The sequence below is a fragment of the Kribbella sp. NPDC051936 genome, from assembly GCF_040680955.1.
In the GTDB taxonomy this organism is placed as follows: domain Bacteria; phylum Actinomycetota; class Actinomycetes; order Propionibacteriales; family Kribbellaceae; genus Kribbella.
Map to the genome: position 1 here is coordinate 791,156 of NZ_JBFAXS010000001.1, position 14,562 is coordinate 805,717.

At 69.4% G+C, this 14,562-nt stretch carries 13 protein-coding genes and 1 tRNA gene; 6 read left to right on the top strand and 8 right to left on the bottom strand.

Annotated features, from left to right (window positions below):
- Window positions 1-8: 8 nt before the first annotated feature.
- From lipB to AB0L64_RS04135, 4 genes are all read right to left on the bottom strand, one after another.
- Window positions 9-638, bottom strand: a complete 630-nt coding sequence (lipB, locus tag AB0L64_RS04120; protein WP_363707495.1) for a lipoyl(octanoyl) transferase LipB — start codon at window positions 636-638, stop codon at window positions 9-11.
- 4 nt (window positions 639-642) lie between these two features.
- Window positions 643-2,034 carry a J domain-containing protein gene (locus tag AB0L64_RS04125; RefSeq protein WP_363707497.1) on the bottom strand — a complete coding sequence of 464 codons (1,392 nt, stop codon included), beginning with the start codon at window positions 2,032-2,034 and terminating at the stop codon, window positions 643-645.
- 67 nt (window positions 2,035-2,101) lie between these two features.
- Window positions 2,102-2,178, bottom strand: a tRNA-Pro gene (locus AB0L64_RS04130).
- 24 nt (window positions 2,179-2,202) lie between these two features.
- Window positions 2,203-3,144, bottom strand: coding sequence for a metallophosphoesterase (locus tag AB0L64_RS04135; protein ID WP_363707499.1), 942 nt, complete (start codon window positions 3,142-3,144; stop codon window positions 2,203-2,205).
- Between the two features lie 96 nt (window positions 3,145-3,240).
- On the opposite strand from AB0L64_RS04135, the gene AB0L64_RS04140 reads away from it, so the two are divergent.
- Both AB0L64_RS04140 and AB0L64_RS04145 read left to right on the top strand, forming a co-directional pair.
- Complete coding sequence (locus AB0L64_RS04140) at window positions 3,241-4,437, top strand: transposase (RefSeq protein WP_363707501.1); 1,197 nt, start codon at window positions 3,241-3,243, stop codon at window positions 4,435-4,437.
- Window positions 4,438-4,504: 67 nt separating this feature from the next.
- Window positions 4,505-4,972 (top strand): GatB/YqeY domain-containing protein, encoded by a 468-nt coding sequence (locus tag AB0L64_RS04145; RefSeq protein WP_355701025.1) that lies wholly within the window; start codon window positions 4,505-4,507, stop codon window positions 4,970-4,972.
- A gap of 50 nt (window positions 4,973-5,022) precedes the next feature.
- Here the strand turns inward: AB0L64_RS04145 and AB0L64_RS04150 are convergent, their stop codons facing one another.
- The 4 genes from AB0L64_RS04150 to AB0L64_RS04165 all read right to left on the bottom strand — a co-directional run bounded on the left by AB0L64_RS04150 (window position 5,023) and on the right by AB0L64_RS04165 (window position 12,099).
- Window positions 5,023-7,431 carry a transglycosylase domain-containing protein gene (locus AB0L64_RS04150; RefSeq protein ID WP_363707504.1) on the bottom strand — a complete coding sequence of 803 codons (2,409 nt, stop codon included), beginning with the start codon at window positions 7,429-7,431 and terminating at the stop codon, window positions 5,023-5,025.
- Between the two features lie 131 nt (window positions 7,432-7,562).
- Entirely contained in the window at window positions 7,563-9,914 is a 2,352-nt protein-coding gene (gene lon / locus AB0L64_RS04155) for an endopeptidase La (protein WP_363707506.1), read from the bottom strand.
- A gap of 116 nt (window positions 9,915-10,030) precedes the next feature.
- The gene (locus tag AB0L64_RS04160) at window positions 10,031-11,152 is read right to left on the bottom strand and encodes an ArsA family ATPase (protein WP_363707508.1); all 1,122 of its coding nucleotides are present in this window, start codon (window positions 11,150-11,152) and stop codon (window positions 10,031-10,033) included.
- Entirely contained in the window at window positions 11,149-12,099 is a 951-nt protein-coding gene (locus AB0L64_RS04165; RefSeq protein ID WP_359941282.1) for an ArsA-related P-loop ATPase, read from the bottom strand. The genes AB0L64_RS04160 and AB0L64_RS04165 overlap by 4 nt, the downstream gene beginning before the upstream one ends.
- A gap of 84 nt (window positions 12,100-12,183) precedes the next feature.
- On the opposite strand from AB0L64_RS04165, the gene AB0L64_RS04170 reads away from it, so the two are divergent.
- The 4 genes from AB0L64_RS04170 to AB0L64_RS04185 all read left to right on the top strand — a co-directional run bounded on the left by AB0L64_RS04170 (window position 12,184) and on the right by AB0L64_RS04185 (window position 14,560).
- Complete coding sequence (locus AB0L64_RS04170; RefSeq protein WP_166679940.1) at window positions 12,184-12,345, top strand: hypothetical protein; 162 nt, start codon at window positions 12,184-12,186, stop codon at window positions 12,343-12,345.
- Window positions 12,342-12,803 (top strand): RidA family protein, encoded by a 462-nt coding sequence (locus tag AB0L64_RS04175; protein WP_363707511.1) that lies wholly within the window; start codon window positions 12,342-12,344, stop codon window positions 12,801-12,803. The genes AB0L64_RS04170 and AB0L64_RS04175 overlap by 4 nt, the downstream gene beginning before the upstream one ends.
- Before the next feature lie 168 nt (window positions 12,804-12,971).
- Window positions 12,972-13,802 (top strand): NUDIX hydrolase, encoded by an 831-nt coding sequence (locus tag AB0L64_RS04180; protein WP_359941275.1) that lies wholly within the window; start codon window positions 12,972-12,974, stop codon window positions 13,800-13,802.
- Window positions 13,799-14,560 carry an MBL fold metallo-hydrolase gene (locus tag AB0L64_RS04185; RefSeq protein WP_363707513.1) on the top strand — a complete coding sequence of 254 codons (762 nt, stop codon included), beginning with the start codon at window positions 13,799-13,801 and terminating at the stop codon, window positions 14,558-14,560. Before AB0L64_RS04180 ends, AB0L64_RS04185 begins: the two co-directional genes overlap by 4 nt.
- Window positions 14,561-14,562 lie beyond the last annotated feature (2 nt).

The window sequence follows — 14,562 nt, forward strand, 5'->3', positions numbered from 1 at the left end:
GCCGCAGGTTATCGGGCTCCCAGGCTGCGCGCGACGGCATCGCGCACGTCGGCGTCGCTCGGCGCGGCCAGGCCCTGCTCGGCGGCCAGTTCCGCGAGCGACACCATCGTGACGTCGTGCAGTCCGCAACTCGTGAACGTGTGAAAAACGGTCATGTCCGGGTCCACGTTGATCGAGAACCCGTGACTGGTCACGCCCCGCCGGATCCGCATCCCGATCGAGCACAGCTTCCGGCCGTCCGCGGTCCAGACCCCGACCAGGCTGCTCGCACCCTTCGGGGTGTCCCGCCGCACCAGCGGGAACCCGAGCGACCCGAGCGCGTCGATCAGCCCGTTCTCCACCCACCGCACGACGTCGACCGGCCCGCGCTGGTGCAGATCGATCACCAGATACCCGACCAGCTGCCCGGGCCCGTGATACGTCGCGAACCCACCCCGATCAACCTCCACCGCCGGGATCCCGGCCGCCTCCGCCGGCAGATGGTCGAGCACAGTCCGCGGCCCGTACGTGATCACCGGCGGATGACTCAGCAAGAACAGCCGATCCCCAACCTTGCCTGCAACCCGCTCCTCGACCCACTCCCGCATGTCCTTCGCGGCAACGCCGTACTCCACCTCACCGAGATCAACCCGCTGCATACGTTCAGATTAGGCCGTACGGCGCGCGGTGCAGGACGTCGTAGAGGAGGCGGCGGTCGAGGAGGTTGCCTTCTCGTTGGAGCCAGGTGAGGAGCTCGTCGGCGGCGGACTGGGAGGGGAGGCAGGTGACGGCGGTGTCGGTGGTGGGGCGGGTGGTGATGCGGCCGTCGGTGGACGGGTGGACGATCAGGAAGCCGCGGACCTCGGCTGTGCGGAGGCGGCTGCGCCAGGAGGTCACGGCGGCTTCCAAGGCGGCCGCGGGGCTGTCCAGCGGCTGGCCGTTGAGGACGAGGGATCCGTAGGCGTCCAGCGAGTACACGCCGGGCGGTCCTACCAGCGAGACGATCAGTGCGACGCGGTGGCCGTTGAGCAGCATGTGGTCGACGGCGACCGCGCCGAGTTGCGCGCCGTGGACGAGCTTCGCCGCGGGCAGGGCGGTGATCACCGGATCGAGCAGGTTGGCCGTCCGCCGCTGCAGCAGGACGTCGTACGGCGTGATCGGCGCGGCCAGGGCGTCGTCGACGAGAGGCTCTCCGGGACGGCCCCACAGGTTGAACTCGTACGCCGCCGTGCGGTCGATCGCCCGGTCGAGGGCATGCGCCTTCGACCAGCGGCCGGTGAGGATCCGCGTGACCACGAGGCCGACGACCGTCACGCCGATCAGGATGCGGCCGACGGTGGACCCGTTGTCCGCCGCGAACGGAAGCGCGGTCAGCACGAGCGCCAGCAGGTAGAACGCCGCGGTGAGGACGCCGAGGGTCGTGAACAGGCCGCGGAACGGCACTCGCCGGCTCCAGTGCGGAGGCAGCGCGACCACGATCATCGCGGCGGTGCAGATGCCGAAGGCGATGTCCCAGAAGCCTTGGTAGCCGGCGCTGACCAGCATGCCGATGACCAGGGCGGCGAAGACGGCCAAGGCGATGAGCGCCGGCAGGCGCCAGCGGCCGAACCCCGGGCGGGCTTGGACCAGGCCGGCATCGACCGGCCGAGCCGGGTCGCCGGCCGTACTGGTTGCCCTGGACTCGTCGGCCGCGCGAGGCTGCCCGTCGGACCACGCCTGCTCGGACGACCAGGACTGGTCATTGGAGCGGGACTGCTCGTCGGACCACGGCTGGTCGGTCGACCAGGTCCAGCTCGGCTCCGGCTCGGGATCCGGCTCCCGGCGCGGATCGGCGCGCGGCGCCTCCGCCGGCCGGTCGAGGCCGCGGTCGTACGCGGCGCGCTTCGCCGGGTCGGACAAGGTGTTCCAGGCGTCCTGGACGAGGCGGAAGAGCGCCGCGTTGCCGCCCTGGTCCGGATGCACCTGCCGGACGAGCTTCCGGTACGCGGACTTGATCTCGGCGGTGCTGGCCGTGCGCTCGACGTTGAGCACCTCGTAGTGATCGGCCCCGCCCACCCAAGCACCTCCGCGACACGTCCTAACGCACTGAGGGCCAGTCACCGCAGTGACTGACCCTCAATGGTGGTCGGGCTGACAGGATTTGAACCTGCGACCTCTTCGTCCCGAACGAAGCGCGCTACCAAGCTGCGCCACAGCCCGAAGTCGCGAGTAGCTTACATGGGCTCAGCGTCCGGACGAAATCGGGTTATTTCGAGGGACCAGAGTCAGCAGTGTCGCCTCCGGCCGGCAGGCGAATCTGACCGGCGCGTACGGCGACGTACCGAGGCCTGCGGACACGTGCAGCGCCGCCTGACGGCCGCCGTACCCCCAGGTGGTCAGGCCCTTCACGCGGGACGTGTCGAGGTCGCAGTTCGTCACCAGGGCGCCGTAGAACGGGACGGCGAGCTGGCCGCCGTGCGTGTGGCCGGCGAGCACCAGCGGATAGCCGTCGCCGACGAACCCGTTCAGGACCCGCTGGTACGGCGCGTGCGTGACGCCGATCGACAGGTCCGCGGCCGGGTCGATCTCGCCCGCGACGTCGTCGTACCGGTCGCGCTTGATGTGCGGGTCGTCGGTGCCGGCGAAGTCGAGGCGCAGGCCGTTCACCTTGAGGGTGGCCTTGGCGTTGTTCAGGTCCGTCCAGCCGGCGCCGGTGAACGCGCGGCGCATCTCCTCGTACGGCAGGTCGGGGCCGTGCGGCTTGTGCCGCTGCTTGTTCGCGGGCAGCAGGTACTTGCCCGGGTTCTTGAAGTGCGGCTTCCAGTAGTCGTTGGAGCCGAACACGAACACCCCGGGCAGGTCGAGCAGGTCGCCGTACGCGCGGAGCAGCGGAGGGACCGAGTACTCGCTCGCGAGGTTGTCGCCGGTGTTGACGATCAGGTCGGGCTCGAGCGCGGCCAGGTCGTTGACCCAGCGGATCTTCTTCTCCTGCGTGGGCATCAGGTGCAGGTCGGACAGGTGCAGCACCCGCAGCGGCACCGACCCCTCGGGCAGCACCGGCACGGTGACTTTGCGCAGTGTGAACCAGCGCACCTCGATCCCGGCCGCGTACCCGACACACGCGGCGCCGACGGCGCCGACCACCGCGGTGGTCTTCACGACGGTGCTGGCTAGCCTGCTGCTCATTGGATCTGTCGCGGGCGCCCGTTCAGGCCGGGGAAACCGCGACTGCCTCCGTTCAGTGATCGAGGACTGTCGGTCCTGTCTGATTGGGTAGCTACTATGTCCCGGTTCCGGCTGTACCCGACTCCGGCGCAGCAAACCGGCCTGCTGCAACAGTGTAGGCACGCCCGGTACGTGTGGAATTTGGCGCTGGAGCAGTGGTCGATGTGGTCCCGTGACAAAGGCCCCACGCCTGGGTACGTCGATCAGTCCCGGGAGCTGACCGAAGCGCGCGCAGTGTTCGGGTGGTTGCGAGCGGGATCGCAGACCGTCCAGCAGCAGGCTCTGCGCGACTTCGATCAAGCCGTGCAGAACTTCTACGCCGGTATCCACGGGCGGCCTGCCTGGCGCAAGACGGGGCGACACGAGGGATTCCGCATCGTCGGTGGTCAGGCAATGCGGATCGAGAAGATGAACCGCAAGTGGGCGAAAGTGCTCGTGCCAAAGGTCGGCTGGATACGGTTCCGGCTCTCCCGCGCCGTGCCACGCGCGAAGTCGTACCGCATCACCCGCGATCAGGCTGGCCGCTGGCACCTCGCGTTCGCGGCCATTCCGGAACCGATCCCCGCCCCGGGTGCTGGCGAGATCGTTGGCGTGGACCGCGGCGTCACCGTCTCGGCTGCCCTGTCGACTGGTGAGCTTCTGTCGTGTCCTGGGCTGTCGGAACGTGAGTGGGAGCGACTCAAGCACCTGCAACGCCGACTGGCGCGGTGCCTCAGTGGCTCGAACCGTCGCCGGCGCGTGAAGGCTGCGATCGCCCAGTTGCATGCGCGCGCCGGTGACCGTCGTAAGGATTGGGTGGAGAAGACCAGCACCGACCTTGCTGAGCGGTTCGACGTGATCCGGGTTGAGGACCTGCGCATCGCGCAGATGACGAGGCGGCCTAGGCCGAGACCCGATCCCGAACGGCCCGGGGGCTTCGTCTCGAACCGTCGGCGTGCCAAGTCCGGCCGCAACCGGGGCATCCTGGTCAATGGCTGGGGCTTGTTGGTGACCCGTCTGGAGCAGAAGGCGGCAGGACGGGTCGAGAAGGTCAGCCCCGCGTACACATCGCAGACCTGCACCGTCTGCGGGTACTGCGCACCGGAGAACCGCAAGAACCAAGCGGTCTTCCGGTGCGTGGCCTGCGGACACCAGGCACACGCAGACGTGAACGCGGCAGTCAACATCGCGGCCGGGCGGGCCGTGAACGCACGCCGAGAGATTGCCGTACCGGTCTCGCCGAAGCGTGAACCTCAACTCGCTACCTCCGCGTAGCGGTTGGAATCCCCGTCTGCTCCGGGCGAGGAGGACGCCAATTCACCAGCCTGCCACAATCTCAGGTATGTCCAACTCCGGAATGAAGCAGCGCCTGCACGACGACATGACCGCCGCCCTCAAGGCGCGCGACGAGATCCGCAAGTCGACCCTGCGGATGGCGCTCACCGCGATCACCAAGGCGGAGGTGGCCGGCAAGGAGGCCCGCGAACTCAGCGACACCGAGATCGTCGACGTGCTGAGCTCCGAGGCGAAGAAGCGCCGTGAGTCCGTCGTCGCCTACCGCGAGGCCGGCCGCGCCGAGCTCGCCGACAAGGAACAGGCCGAGGCGGACATCCTCGCCGAGTACCTCCCCGAGCAGCTCACCGAGGACGAGATCAAGGCCCTGGTAACCGAGACCATCGCCGCCACCGGCGCCGCCGAACTCGGCCCGCGCGGCATCGGCAAGGTCATGGGCGCCCTCCAGCCCAAGGTCAAGGGCAAGGCCGACGGCGCAGTCGTCTCCGCCGAGGTGAAACGCCAGCTCGGCGCCTGATCATCAAAGACTGAGGGCCCCGTCCATGGTGGACGAGGCCCTCAGTGCTGTCAGCCGTGGCCGCGGCCGCCGCAGTTCGGGTACTTCGGGTTCCAGGGCGGGCAGTTCGGATTCAGCGTTGTGGGCGGTGGTTGCGGGGTGTTGGTGGTCGTCCCTGGCTTCGGCTGGTTCTTCTTGCTGCCGTTGGAGACGTAGATCGTCACCAGGGAGCCGGCCGGGGCGCCGTCGCGCTGCCGCGGGTCGGTGTACGCGACGGTGCCGGCGGTCTCCTCGGAGTTCACCGTGCCGGAGGCGATCGCGACCTCGAAGCCGGCCTGGCGCAGCTTGTTCGCGGCGTCCTCCGGGTTCATGCCGTTCACGAACGGGAGACTCTTCACGTCACCGCGCTGGGTCTTGTCGGACGGCGCGACGAAGTGCGTGGTCGGGTAGTTCTTGAGGGCGCCCTGCATCGCAGTCATCCACAGAGGACCCGCTGTGCCGGAACCGGAGGCGTCGTACATCTTCTTGCCGTTGAGTGTCTGGCCGATGAGGTTCTTGTACGGCACGGAGGCGTCGGCCACCACCGAGGCGGCGGCGAGCCGGGTCGAGTAACCGGCGTACCACACGGCCTTGTTCGCCGTGATCGTTCCTGTCTTGCCGGCCAGGTCACTCTTGCCGAAGTTCAGCTTGACGCCGGTGCCGCCCTTCTGCATGACCTGGTGCAGGACTGCGTTGACGCCGTCCGCAACCTCGGGAGCGAGGGCCTGCTTGCAGTCCGCGCCGCGCGTCGCGACCGATTTGCCTGCCGCGTCCTTGACCGAGGTGATCAGCCAGGGCGTGCAGTACATGCCCCGCGCGGCGAACGCGGCGTACGCGCTCGAGAGCTGCAGCGGCGTGACGTAGCCGACGCCGAGTGTCATCGAGACGACCTGGTCGAGTGGCTTGGCCGACTGGGCGTCGCCCGTCTGCGCGTCGTACAGGCCCAGCGATGCCGCGATCTTGGCGATCGGGCACAGCCCCGTCCGCTGGGACAGCAGCAGGAAGTAGGTGTTCGTGGACTTCTGCGCCGCTTGGATCATCGTCGGTTCCGGGACGTTCGACGTCGAGTTGCTCGGCGTGTACTTCGGATCCTCGGTGGTCCCGGTGCAGGTACTGAACTTCTTGCCGCTGAGGTCGATCTGGTTGGGCGAGTTGATCTTGTAGTTCAGCGGGATGCCCTTCTGGATCGCGGCCGCGATCGTGAAGGCCTTCATCGTCGAACCGTTCTGGAAACCGCCGTACCCGCCCGGGTACGACTTCTCGACGTTGTAGTTGTACGACGTCTGATTCCGCTTCCCGCCGTACGGCTTGCTCTGCACCATCGCCTTCACCAGGCCGGTGCCCGGCTCGACGATCGTGATCGCCGCGATCGCGGAGTCCGTCGGCTTGCTGTGCGCGTCGATCGAGTGCTGCGCGGCCGCCTGGATCTTCGGGTCAAGGGACGTCCTGATGGTCAGGCCGGCGGTCTTGACGTAGTTGGCGCGGTCTGCCTTCGTCTTGCCGAAAGCAGCGTTGTCCTCAAGCTGAGAGACGACGTACTCGCAGTAGAACGGGTATTTGCCGTTCGCGCAGCCCAGCTTGTTCGGGCGGACCTTGGCCGGGTCGATGACCGGGGTCTTCAGCGCCGAGTTGGCCTGGGCGACCGAGATGACGTGCAGCTCGAGCATCCGGCGGATGACCACGTCGCGGCGGTCCTTGGCGCGCTTGGCGTTGTTGGTCGGGTCGTAGCCGGTCGGGTTCTTCACCAGGCCGGCCAGCATCGCGGCCTGCGGCAGCGTGAGCTGGGACGCGTTCACCGAGAAGTAGTGCTGGGCGGCGGCCTGGATGCCCCAGGCGCCGTCGCCGAAGTTGGCGAGGTTGAGGTACTTCTCCAGGATCTCGTTCTTCGAGTACTGCTTCTCGACCGCGATCGCGTACCGCAGCTCGGCGACCTTGCGCTGATACGTGTCGGCGGTCGCGGCGGCCACCTCGGCCGGCGTCTTCGCCTTCTCGACCAGGCTGATCTTCACGTACTGCTGGGTGATGCTCGAACCGCCCTGCTGTACCGAGCCCGACGACTGGTTCTGCAGCAGTGCGCGCAGCGTGCCCTTCGCGTCCAGGGCGCCGTGCTCGTAGAACCGGTCGTCCTCGATCGCGACGATCGCCTTCTGCATGATCGAGGCGACGTCCTTGAGCTTGACCGGGACCCGGTTCTGCTCGGCGAGGGTGGCGATCACCGACCCGTCGGCCGCCAGGATGGTGCTCTTCTGCTTCAGCGGCACCTCGTCGAACTGCTGCGGCAGGTCCTGCAACGTGTCGGAAGTCTTCTCCGTGGTGAACCCGGCGAGGCCGGCGAGGGGGATCGCGAGACCGGCGGCCAAGGCCCCCGACAGCACGCTCACCCCGAGGAACAGAACCACAGATTGGACGACTCCCCGGTCGCCCTTCTCCCTGACGCGCATGGTTGTAAAGACTACGGGATCAGCTTTTTGGGTTACCGCTGCGCGTGTGAGTTCGGTCACTCATGCTGGACAAAGTTCATCCGAAAGGACGAGGGCCCGGGCAGTTGCCCGGGCCCTCGTTCGGTACGGCGTTACGCGGCGTACTGGTGGCTCTGCACCTCGGCCGGCTCCAGCGCCAGATCCAGCACCTCGCGGACGTCGCTCACCGGGTGCACGGTCAGCTCCGCGAGCACGGACGCCGGTACGTCCTCCAGGTCCGGCTCGTTCCGCTTCGGGATCAGGATCGTGGTCAGCCCGGCCCGGTGCGCGGCGAGCAGCTTCTGCTTCACACCGCCGATCGGGAGCACCCGTCCGGTCAGCGACACCTCACCGGTCATCGCGACCTCCGAGCGGACCGGCCGCCCGGACAGCAGCGAGGCCAGCGCCGTCGTCATCGTCACACCCGCCGACGGTCCGTCCTTCGGGACGGCTCCGGCCGGCACGTGGATGTGGGCGTTCCGCTCGGCGAGGTCGCCGACCGGCAGCCCCAGCTCCGCGCCGTGCGAGCGCAGGTACGACAGGGCGATCTGCGCCGACTCCTTCATCACGTCACCGAGCTGTCCGGTCAGCGTGACTCCGGTCGGGCCGGTCTCCTTGTCGGCCAGCGACGCCTCGACGAAGAGCACGTCACCACCCGCACCGGTCACCGCCAGCCCGGTCGCCACGCCCGGAAGCGCCGTCCGCTCGGCCGACTCCGGGGTGAACTTCGGCGAACCCAGGTATTCCTTCAGGTCGGTCGAACCGATCGTCAGGTTGCCCAGGTCCTCGCCCAGGGCGAGCTTGGCCGTCACCTTCCGCAGCACCCGTGAGATCGAGCGCTCGAGCTGCCGTACGCCGGCCTCCCGGGTGTACTCACCCGCGAGCACCCGCAGCGCCGAGTCCTCGACGGTCACTTCGTCCGCCGTCAGGCCCGCCCGCTCCAGCTGACGCGGGAGCAGGTGGTCACGGGCGATCGTGACCTTCTCGTCCTCGGTGTACCCGTCCAGCTGCACCAGCTCCATCCGGTCCAGCAGCGGCGCCGGGATGGAGTCCAGCACGTTCGCCGTGGCCAGGAAGACCACGTCGGACAGGTCCAGCTCGACCTCCAGGTAGTGGTCCCGGAAGGTGTGGTTCTGCGCCGGATCGAGGACCTCCAGCAGCGCGGCCGTCGGGTCGCCCCGGTAGTCCGCACCGACCTTGTCGATCTCGTCCAGCAGCACGACGGGGTTCATCGAACCCGCCTCGGTGATCGCGCGGACGATCCGGCCCGGCAGCGCGCCGACGTACGTCCGCCGGTGGCCCCGGATCTCGGCCTCGTCGCGGACACCGCCCAGCGCGACCCGGACGAACTTGCGCCCCATCGCACGCGCCACGGACTCACCGAGCGAGGTCTTGCCCACGCCAGGAGGACCGACCAGTGCCAGGACGGCGCCACTGCGGCGGCCGCCGACGACACCGAGACCACGGTCCGCACGACGACGCCGTACGGCCAGGTACTCCGTGATGCGCTGCTTCACGTCGTCCAGGCCGGCGTGGTCCGCGTCCAGCACGGCCCGCGCCTCGCGGATGTCGTAGCTGTCCTCGGTCCGCTCGTTCCACGGCAGCTCGAGGACGGTGTCCAGCCAGGTCCGGATCCAGCCGACCTCGGGGGACTGCTCCGCGGTCCGCTCCAGCTTGTCGACCTCGGCGAGCGCCGCCTTCTTGACGTGCTCGGGCAGGTCGGCAGCCTCGACGCGGGCCCGGTAGTCCTCTTCCTCGGACTCGGCCTTGCCGTCCAGCTCGGCCAGCTCCTTGCGGATCGCGGCCATCTGCTGGCGCAGCAGGAACTCCCGCTGCTGCTTCTCCATACCCTCCTGGACGTCCTTCTGGATCGTCTCGGAGACCTCGAGCTCGGCGAGGTGGTCCTTCACCCAGCCGATCAGCTTCTCCAGCCGCTCGGAGACGTTCGCGTTCTCCACCAGCCAGGACTTCTGCTCGGTGCTCAGGTACGACGCGTAGCCGGCCAGGTCGGACAGCTCCGCCGGGTCGTCGACGCCCTTGATGGAGTCGATGACCTGGTAGGCGCCGCGACGCTGCAGCACCGAGGTGGTCAGGGTCTTGTACTCGCGGGCCAGCTCGGCGGAGCGCTCGTCGGTGATCTCGTGCATCACCGTCGCGCCCACCCAGAGCGCGGCACCCGGACCGGTGGTCCCGGCGCCGATCCGGACCCGCTGGGCCCCACGGATCACGGCCGCCTGGGCACCGCCCGGCAGCCGGCCGATCTGCTCGATCTCACCGAGCGTCCCGGCCTTGGCATATTTCCCGTCCAGCCGCGGCACCAGCAGCACCTGGTCCTGCCCAGCAGCCTGCGCGGCATCGATCGCCGCCCGGGCCTCGCTGTCGGCGAGTCGGACCGGCACGACCATCCCCGGCAGGACCACCACGTCGTCCAGCGGCAGAACAGGAAGATTCAACGTATCGGTCACGCTGTCACACCCTTTTCAAGATTGAGTCTGACAGGCTCAACCACAGGTGTAAGCAGGTAATTCCCGCCCCCATCCACGTTCGCTCAGAGTGAACCCGGGACGGTGGCCGGGCATGTTCAGGCGGTGAGGAGGTCGCCGATCTGGCGTAGGCCGGTGAGGTCGTGGACGTCGTCGGGGAGGGCGGGGACCTCCACCGTGCGGATCGCGCGGTGGCCGCGGCGGAAGCGGTCGGCGCGTTTGTGGTCGCCGACGACCTGTTGCATCTTGTCCGCGTGCAACCGCAGTACGGCGACGGTCAGCGGGGACTTGTCCGCTTCCTCGAGCTTCTCGGCCGCGGCGAGGGAGCGCTCCGCCGACAGGTCCGGCGCCTGCGCGTTCGTGACCCGGTTGAGCACGACGCCGGCCAGCGGCATTCCCTCGGCGCGCAGCCGCTCGGCGAAGTACGACGCCTCGCGCAGCGCGTCGTTCTGCGGCGACGCCACAACCAGGAACGCCGTGTGCGGCTCCCGCAGCAGCGCGACCGTCTGCTCGGCCCGCTGCCGGAACCCGCCGAACAGGGTGTCGAAAGCGGCCACGAACGTCTGTACGTCGGTCAGCACCTGGGCGCCGAGCACCTTGTTCAGCACCGACATCGCCATGTTCACCCCGGCCGACATCAGCCGGAACGGGCCTTTCGCCGGTGCCAGCAGCAACCGGAGGAACCGGCCCTCGAGGAGCGACGCCAACCGCTCCGGCGCGTCCAGGAAGTCCAGCGCCGACCGCGACGGGGGAGTGTCCACGACGATCAGGTCCCAGTCGCCGGTCCGCTCGGCCTGCTTGTGCAGCTGCCCGAGCTTCTCCATCGCCATGTACTCCTGAGTGCCCGCGAACGACGAGGAAAGCGCTTGATAGAAGGGATTCGCGAGGATCTGCTCGGCCTTCTCCGGCGTCGCGTGCTGGAGTACGACGTCGTCGAACGTCCGCTTCATGTCCAGCATCATCGCGTCCAGCCGGCCGCCGTTCGCGGCCTCGACCTCGGCTACCGCCCGCGGGGTGTTGTCGAGCTCGGTCAGCCCGAGCGACTGCGCCAGCCGGCGGGCCGGGTCGATCGTCAGCACGACGACTTTCCGCCCGCGTTCCGCGGCCCGCAGCCCGAGCGCGGCCGCCGTGGTCGTCTTGCCGACCCCGCCGGCGCCGCAGGTGACCACGATCCGGGTCGTGGGATCGTCGATCAACGCGTCCAGGTCGAGCTCGGTCATGCCCGGAACTCCTCTGCCAGGTCGAGCAGCGTGCCCTGGTCGATGCCCTCCGGCTGCAGCATCAGCTCGGTCACTTTCTTGCCCAGGGCATCGATCCGGTCCCGGTTCTCGCGTTCGAGCCCGACCCGGATGGCATGGTCGTGGGCCTCCGCGGCCAGCGTCCGCACCAGGTCGGCGCCGATCGTGATCCCGGCCGCCTTCAGGCCCCGGGTGAGTTCGGCGGTGGGCAGTTTCTCCTTCACCGCCAGGGCGAGCGCGTCGTCGTCGAGCGGGCTGTGCCGGACCATGTTCACCACCACCGACCCGATCCGCAGGTCCAGCGCCTCCAGTTGCTCGAACGCGTCGAGCGTCTCCTGGACCGGCATCTCCTCGAGCAGCGTGACCAGGTGGATCCGGGTCACGTCCGAGCGCAGCATGCCCATGATCGCGTCCGCCTGGTTGCGGATCGGCCCAACCTTGGCGAGTCCGGCGACCTCGGTGTTCACGTTCAGGAACGGGGCGATCCGCCCGGTCGGCGGCGCGTCCAGCACCACGGCGTCGTACGCGAGCCGGCCGTGCACCTTGCGGCGGGTCGCCTCGTAGACCTTGCCGGTCAGCAGGACGTCGCGGAGCCCGGGCGCGATCGTGGTGACGAAGTCGATCGCGCCGACCTTCTCCAGCGCCTTCCCGGCGCGGCCGAGGTGGTAGTACATGTCGAGGTACTCCAGCAGCGCGGCTTCGGCGTCCACGGCCAGCGCGAACACCTCACCGCCGCCGGGGCCCTGCGCGATCCGGCGCTCGACGTACGGCAGGGGCGGTACGTCGAAGAGCTGCGCGAGGCCCTGGCGCCCCTCGACCTCGACGAGCAGGACGCGCTTGCCTTCCTCGGCCAGCGCGAGCGCCATGGCGGCCGCGACCGTGGTCTTCCCGGTGCCGCCCTTGCCGGTCACCACGTGCAGTCGCGCCATACGTCCCAGGGTAGGGCGTGGTGCAGGACACACCGTTCCTGACCGGGGCAGTGGGGCGGGGAAGGTCTCGGTACAGTCCCCTTCATGAAGAAGTTCGAGTACTTCACCGCGCCGCTGCTGGTCCACTCGACCAAGGAGATCCTGGACAACTTCGGCCAGGACGGCTGGGAGCTGGTCCAGGTGATCCCGGGCCTCAACCCGGAGAACCTGGTCGCGTACTTCAAGCGGGAGATCGAGGACAAATGAGCCACCCCGAGGAGAAGCTCGCCGAGCTCGGCCTGAAGCTGCCCGAGGTGGCCAAGCCGGTCGCGGCGTACGTCCCGGCGGTCCGGACCGGTGACCTGGTCTACACGTCCGGCCAGCTGCCGCTGCGCGAGGGCACGCTGATCGCCACCGGCAAGGTCGGCGACGCGGTCACTCCCGAGGTGGCCAGCGAGTGCGCCCAGCAGTGCGCGCTGAACGCACTGGCCGCGGTCAAGGCGGAGATCGGCGACCTGGCGAACGTGAAGCGGATCGTGAAGGCAGTCGCGTTCATCGCCTCCACGCCCGACTTCACCGGCCAGCCGCAGGTCGCGAACGGCGCGTCCGAGCTGTTCGGCCAGGTCTTCGGCGAGGCCGGCCAGCACGCCCGCAGTGCCGTCGGCGTCCCGGTCCTCCCGCTCGACGCCCCCGTCGAGGTCGAGCTGATCGTCGAGGTCAACTGATCCACCGCCACACGGGTAAGCGAGGCGACCGGCCCGGGCCGGTCGCCTCCGCAGCCTGCCGTCCGAGCACTCAGGCAAGCCGTGCGACGCCCGCCGCGTGTCGTCCGGGAGCGCCGTACGCCGCTCTCGGCCTGTCGGCGCGTGCGGCTTGCTGTTCCGGGAGCCGTCGTGCGTGATCTGAAGTCGCAGTTGATGAGCGGCCGGATGGCCGAGGTGGCGCTCGACTACGCCCGCGGCGACCGAACCCCGGTCGCACCCCGCCCCGCCTCCACCGTCATCCTCCTCCGCGACGCGCTCAGCGGTGGGCCGGAGGTTTATCTGCTGCGGCGGCAACGGACGATGGCTTTTGCCGCGGGGATGACGGTGTTTCCCGGTGGGCGGGTCGACGCGACCGACTCCACCGTGGCGGACTCGTGGTCCGGCCCTTCGCCGGCCTGGTTCGCGGAGCGGCTCGGGTGTTCGGCGGAGACCGCGGCGGCGTACGTCGCGGCCGCGGTGCGGGAGACGTTCGAGGAGTCCGGCGTACTGCTGGCCGGCCCTTCGGCGGACTCGGTCGTCGGCGACACCACCGGCGCCGGCTGGGAGGCCGACCGGGTCGCGCTGGAGACCCGGGAGCTGGGGTTCTCGGAGTTCCTGCACCGGCGCGGTCTCGTGCTCCGGGCGGACCTGCTCGGCCCGTGGGCGCACTGGATCACGCCGGAATTCGAGCCGAAGCGGTACGACACCGCGTTCTTCGTCGCCGCCCTCCCGTCCGGGCAGGTCACGCGGGACGTGACGAGCGAGTCCGACCAGGTCACCTGGATCCGCCCCGCGGACGCGGTCGCGGCCGTCGACGCGGGCGAGGTCCTGATGCTGCCCCCGACGTACGTCTGCTGCCACGAACTCTCGCAGTACGACGACGTGGCCGCGATCCTGGATGCGGCCGGCGAGCGGGCGATCCGGGCGATCATGCCCACCGTGCGCGTCGACGGCGACCAGGCCTATCTGGAGACCACATGACCGAGTACGCCACGCTGGTACGCGCCGACAACCCCGGCCTGATGACGCTGGACGGCACCAACACCTGGATCCTGCGGGCGCCCGGCGCGGAACGCTCGGTGGTCGTCGACCCCGGCCCGCTGATGGAGGACCACCTCCGCGCGGTCCTCGAGCAGGCCGGCCAGGTCGCCGTCGTACTGCTCACCCACAAGCACCCGGACCACTCCGAGGGCGCCGCGTGGTTCGCCAACCAGGCCAGCTGCGGCGTCCGCGCGGTCGACCCGGCGTTCCGCATCCCGACCGACCACGCGCACGGCCTCGCCGAGGGCGACGTGATCACGGTCGACGGCCTCCGCGTCGAGGTGCTCCCGACGCCGGGCCACACCCTCGACTCGGTGTGCTTCTGGCTCCCGCAGGACGGCTCGCTGCTGACCGGGGACACGGTCCTCGGCCGCGGTACGTCGGTGGTCGCGCACCCGGACGGTGCGCTCGGCCCCTACCTCGACTCCCTCGAACGCCTCCGGGCCTTCGCCAACAGCCCGGCCGACGTCCTGCGCCTGCTCCCCGGCCACGGCCCCGTCGTGGACGACCCCACCGGCGTCCTCACCTATTACCTGGACCACCGCCAGGAACGCCTCGCCCAGGTCCGCGCCGCGATCGCCGAGGGCCACACCACCCCCGAGTCCATCGTCGAACACGTCTACGCCGACGTCGACAAAACCCTCTGGCCCGCCGCCGAACGCTCGGTGCGGGCCCAGCTGGACTATTTGGCTGGCTGACC

What these genes read in the sequence shown, in the direction of transcription:
- lipB (WP_363707495.1), bottom strand. Translation starts at nt 638, where the DNA reads ATGCAGCGGGTTGATCTCGGTGAGGTGGAGTACGGCGTTGCCGCGAAG.
- AB0L64_RS04135 (WP_363707499.1), bottom strand. Translation starts at nt 3,144, where the DNA reads ATGAGCAGCAGGCTAGCCAGCACCGTCGTGAAGACCACCGCGGTGGTC.
- AB0L64_RS04140 (WP_363707501.1), top strand. Translation starts at nt 3,241, where the DNA reads ATGTCCCGGTTCCGGCTGTACCCGACTCCGGCGCAGCAAACCGGCCTG.
- AB0L64_RS04145 (WP_355701025.1), top strand. Translation starts at nt 4,505, where the DNA reads ATGTCCAACTCCGGAATGAAGCAGCGCCTGCACGACGACATGACCGCC.
- AB0L64_RS04150 (WP_363707504.1), bottom strand. Translation starts at nt 7,431, where the DNA reads ATGCGCGTCAGGGAGAAGGGCGACCGGGGAGTCGTCCAATCTGTGGTT.
- AB0L64_RS04160 (WP_363707508.1), bottom strand. Translation starts at nt 11,152, where the DNA reads ATGACCGAGCTCGACCTGGACGCGTTGATCGACGATCCCACGACCCGG.
- AB0L64_RS04165 (WP_359941282.1), bottom strand. Translation starts at nt 12,099, where the DNA reads ATGGCGCGACTGCACGTGGTGACCGGCAAGGGCGGCACCGGGAAGACC.
- AB0L64_RS04170 (WP_166679940.1), top strand. Translation starts at nt 12,184, where the DNA reads ATGAAGAAGTTCGAGTACTTCACCGCGCCGCTGCTGGTCCACTCGACC.
- AB0L64_RS04175 (WP_363707511.1), top strand. Translation starts at nt 12,342, where the DNA reads ATGAGCCACCCCGAGGAGAAGCTCGCCGAGCTCGGCCTGAAGCTGCCC.
- AB0L64_RS04185 (WP_363707513.1), top strand. Translation starts at nt 13,799, where the DNA reads ATGACCGAGTACGCCACGCTGGTACGCGCCGACAACCCCGGCCTGATG.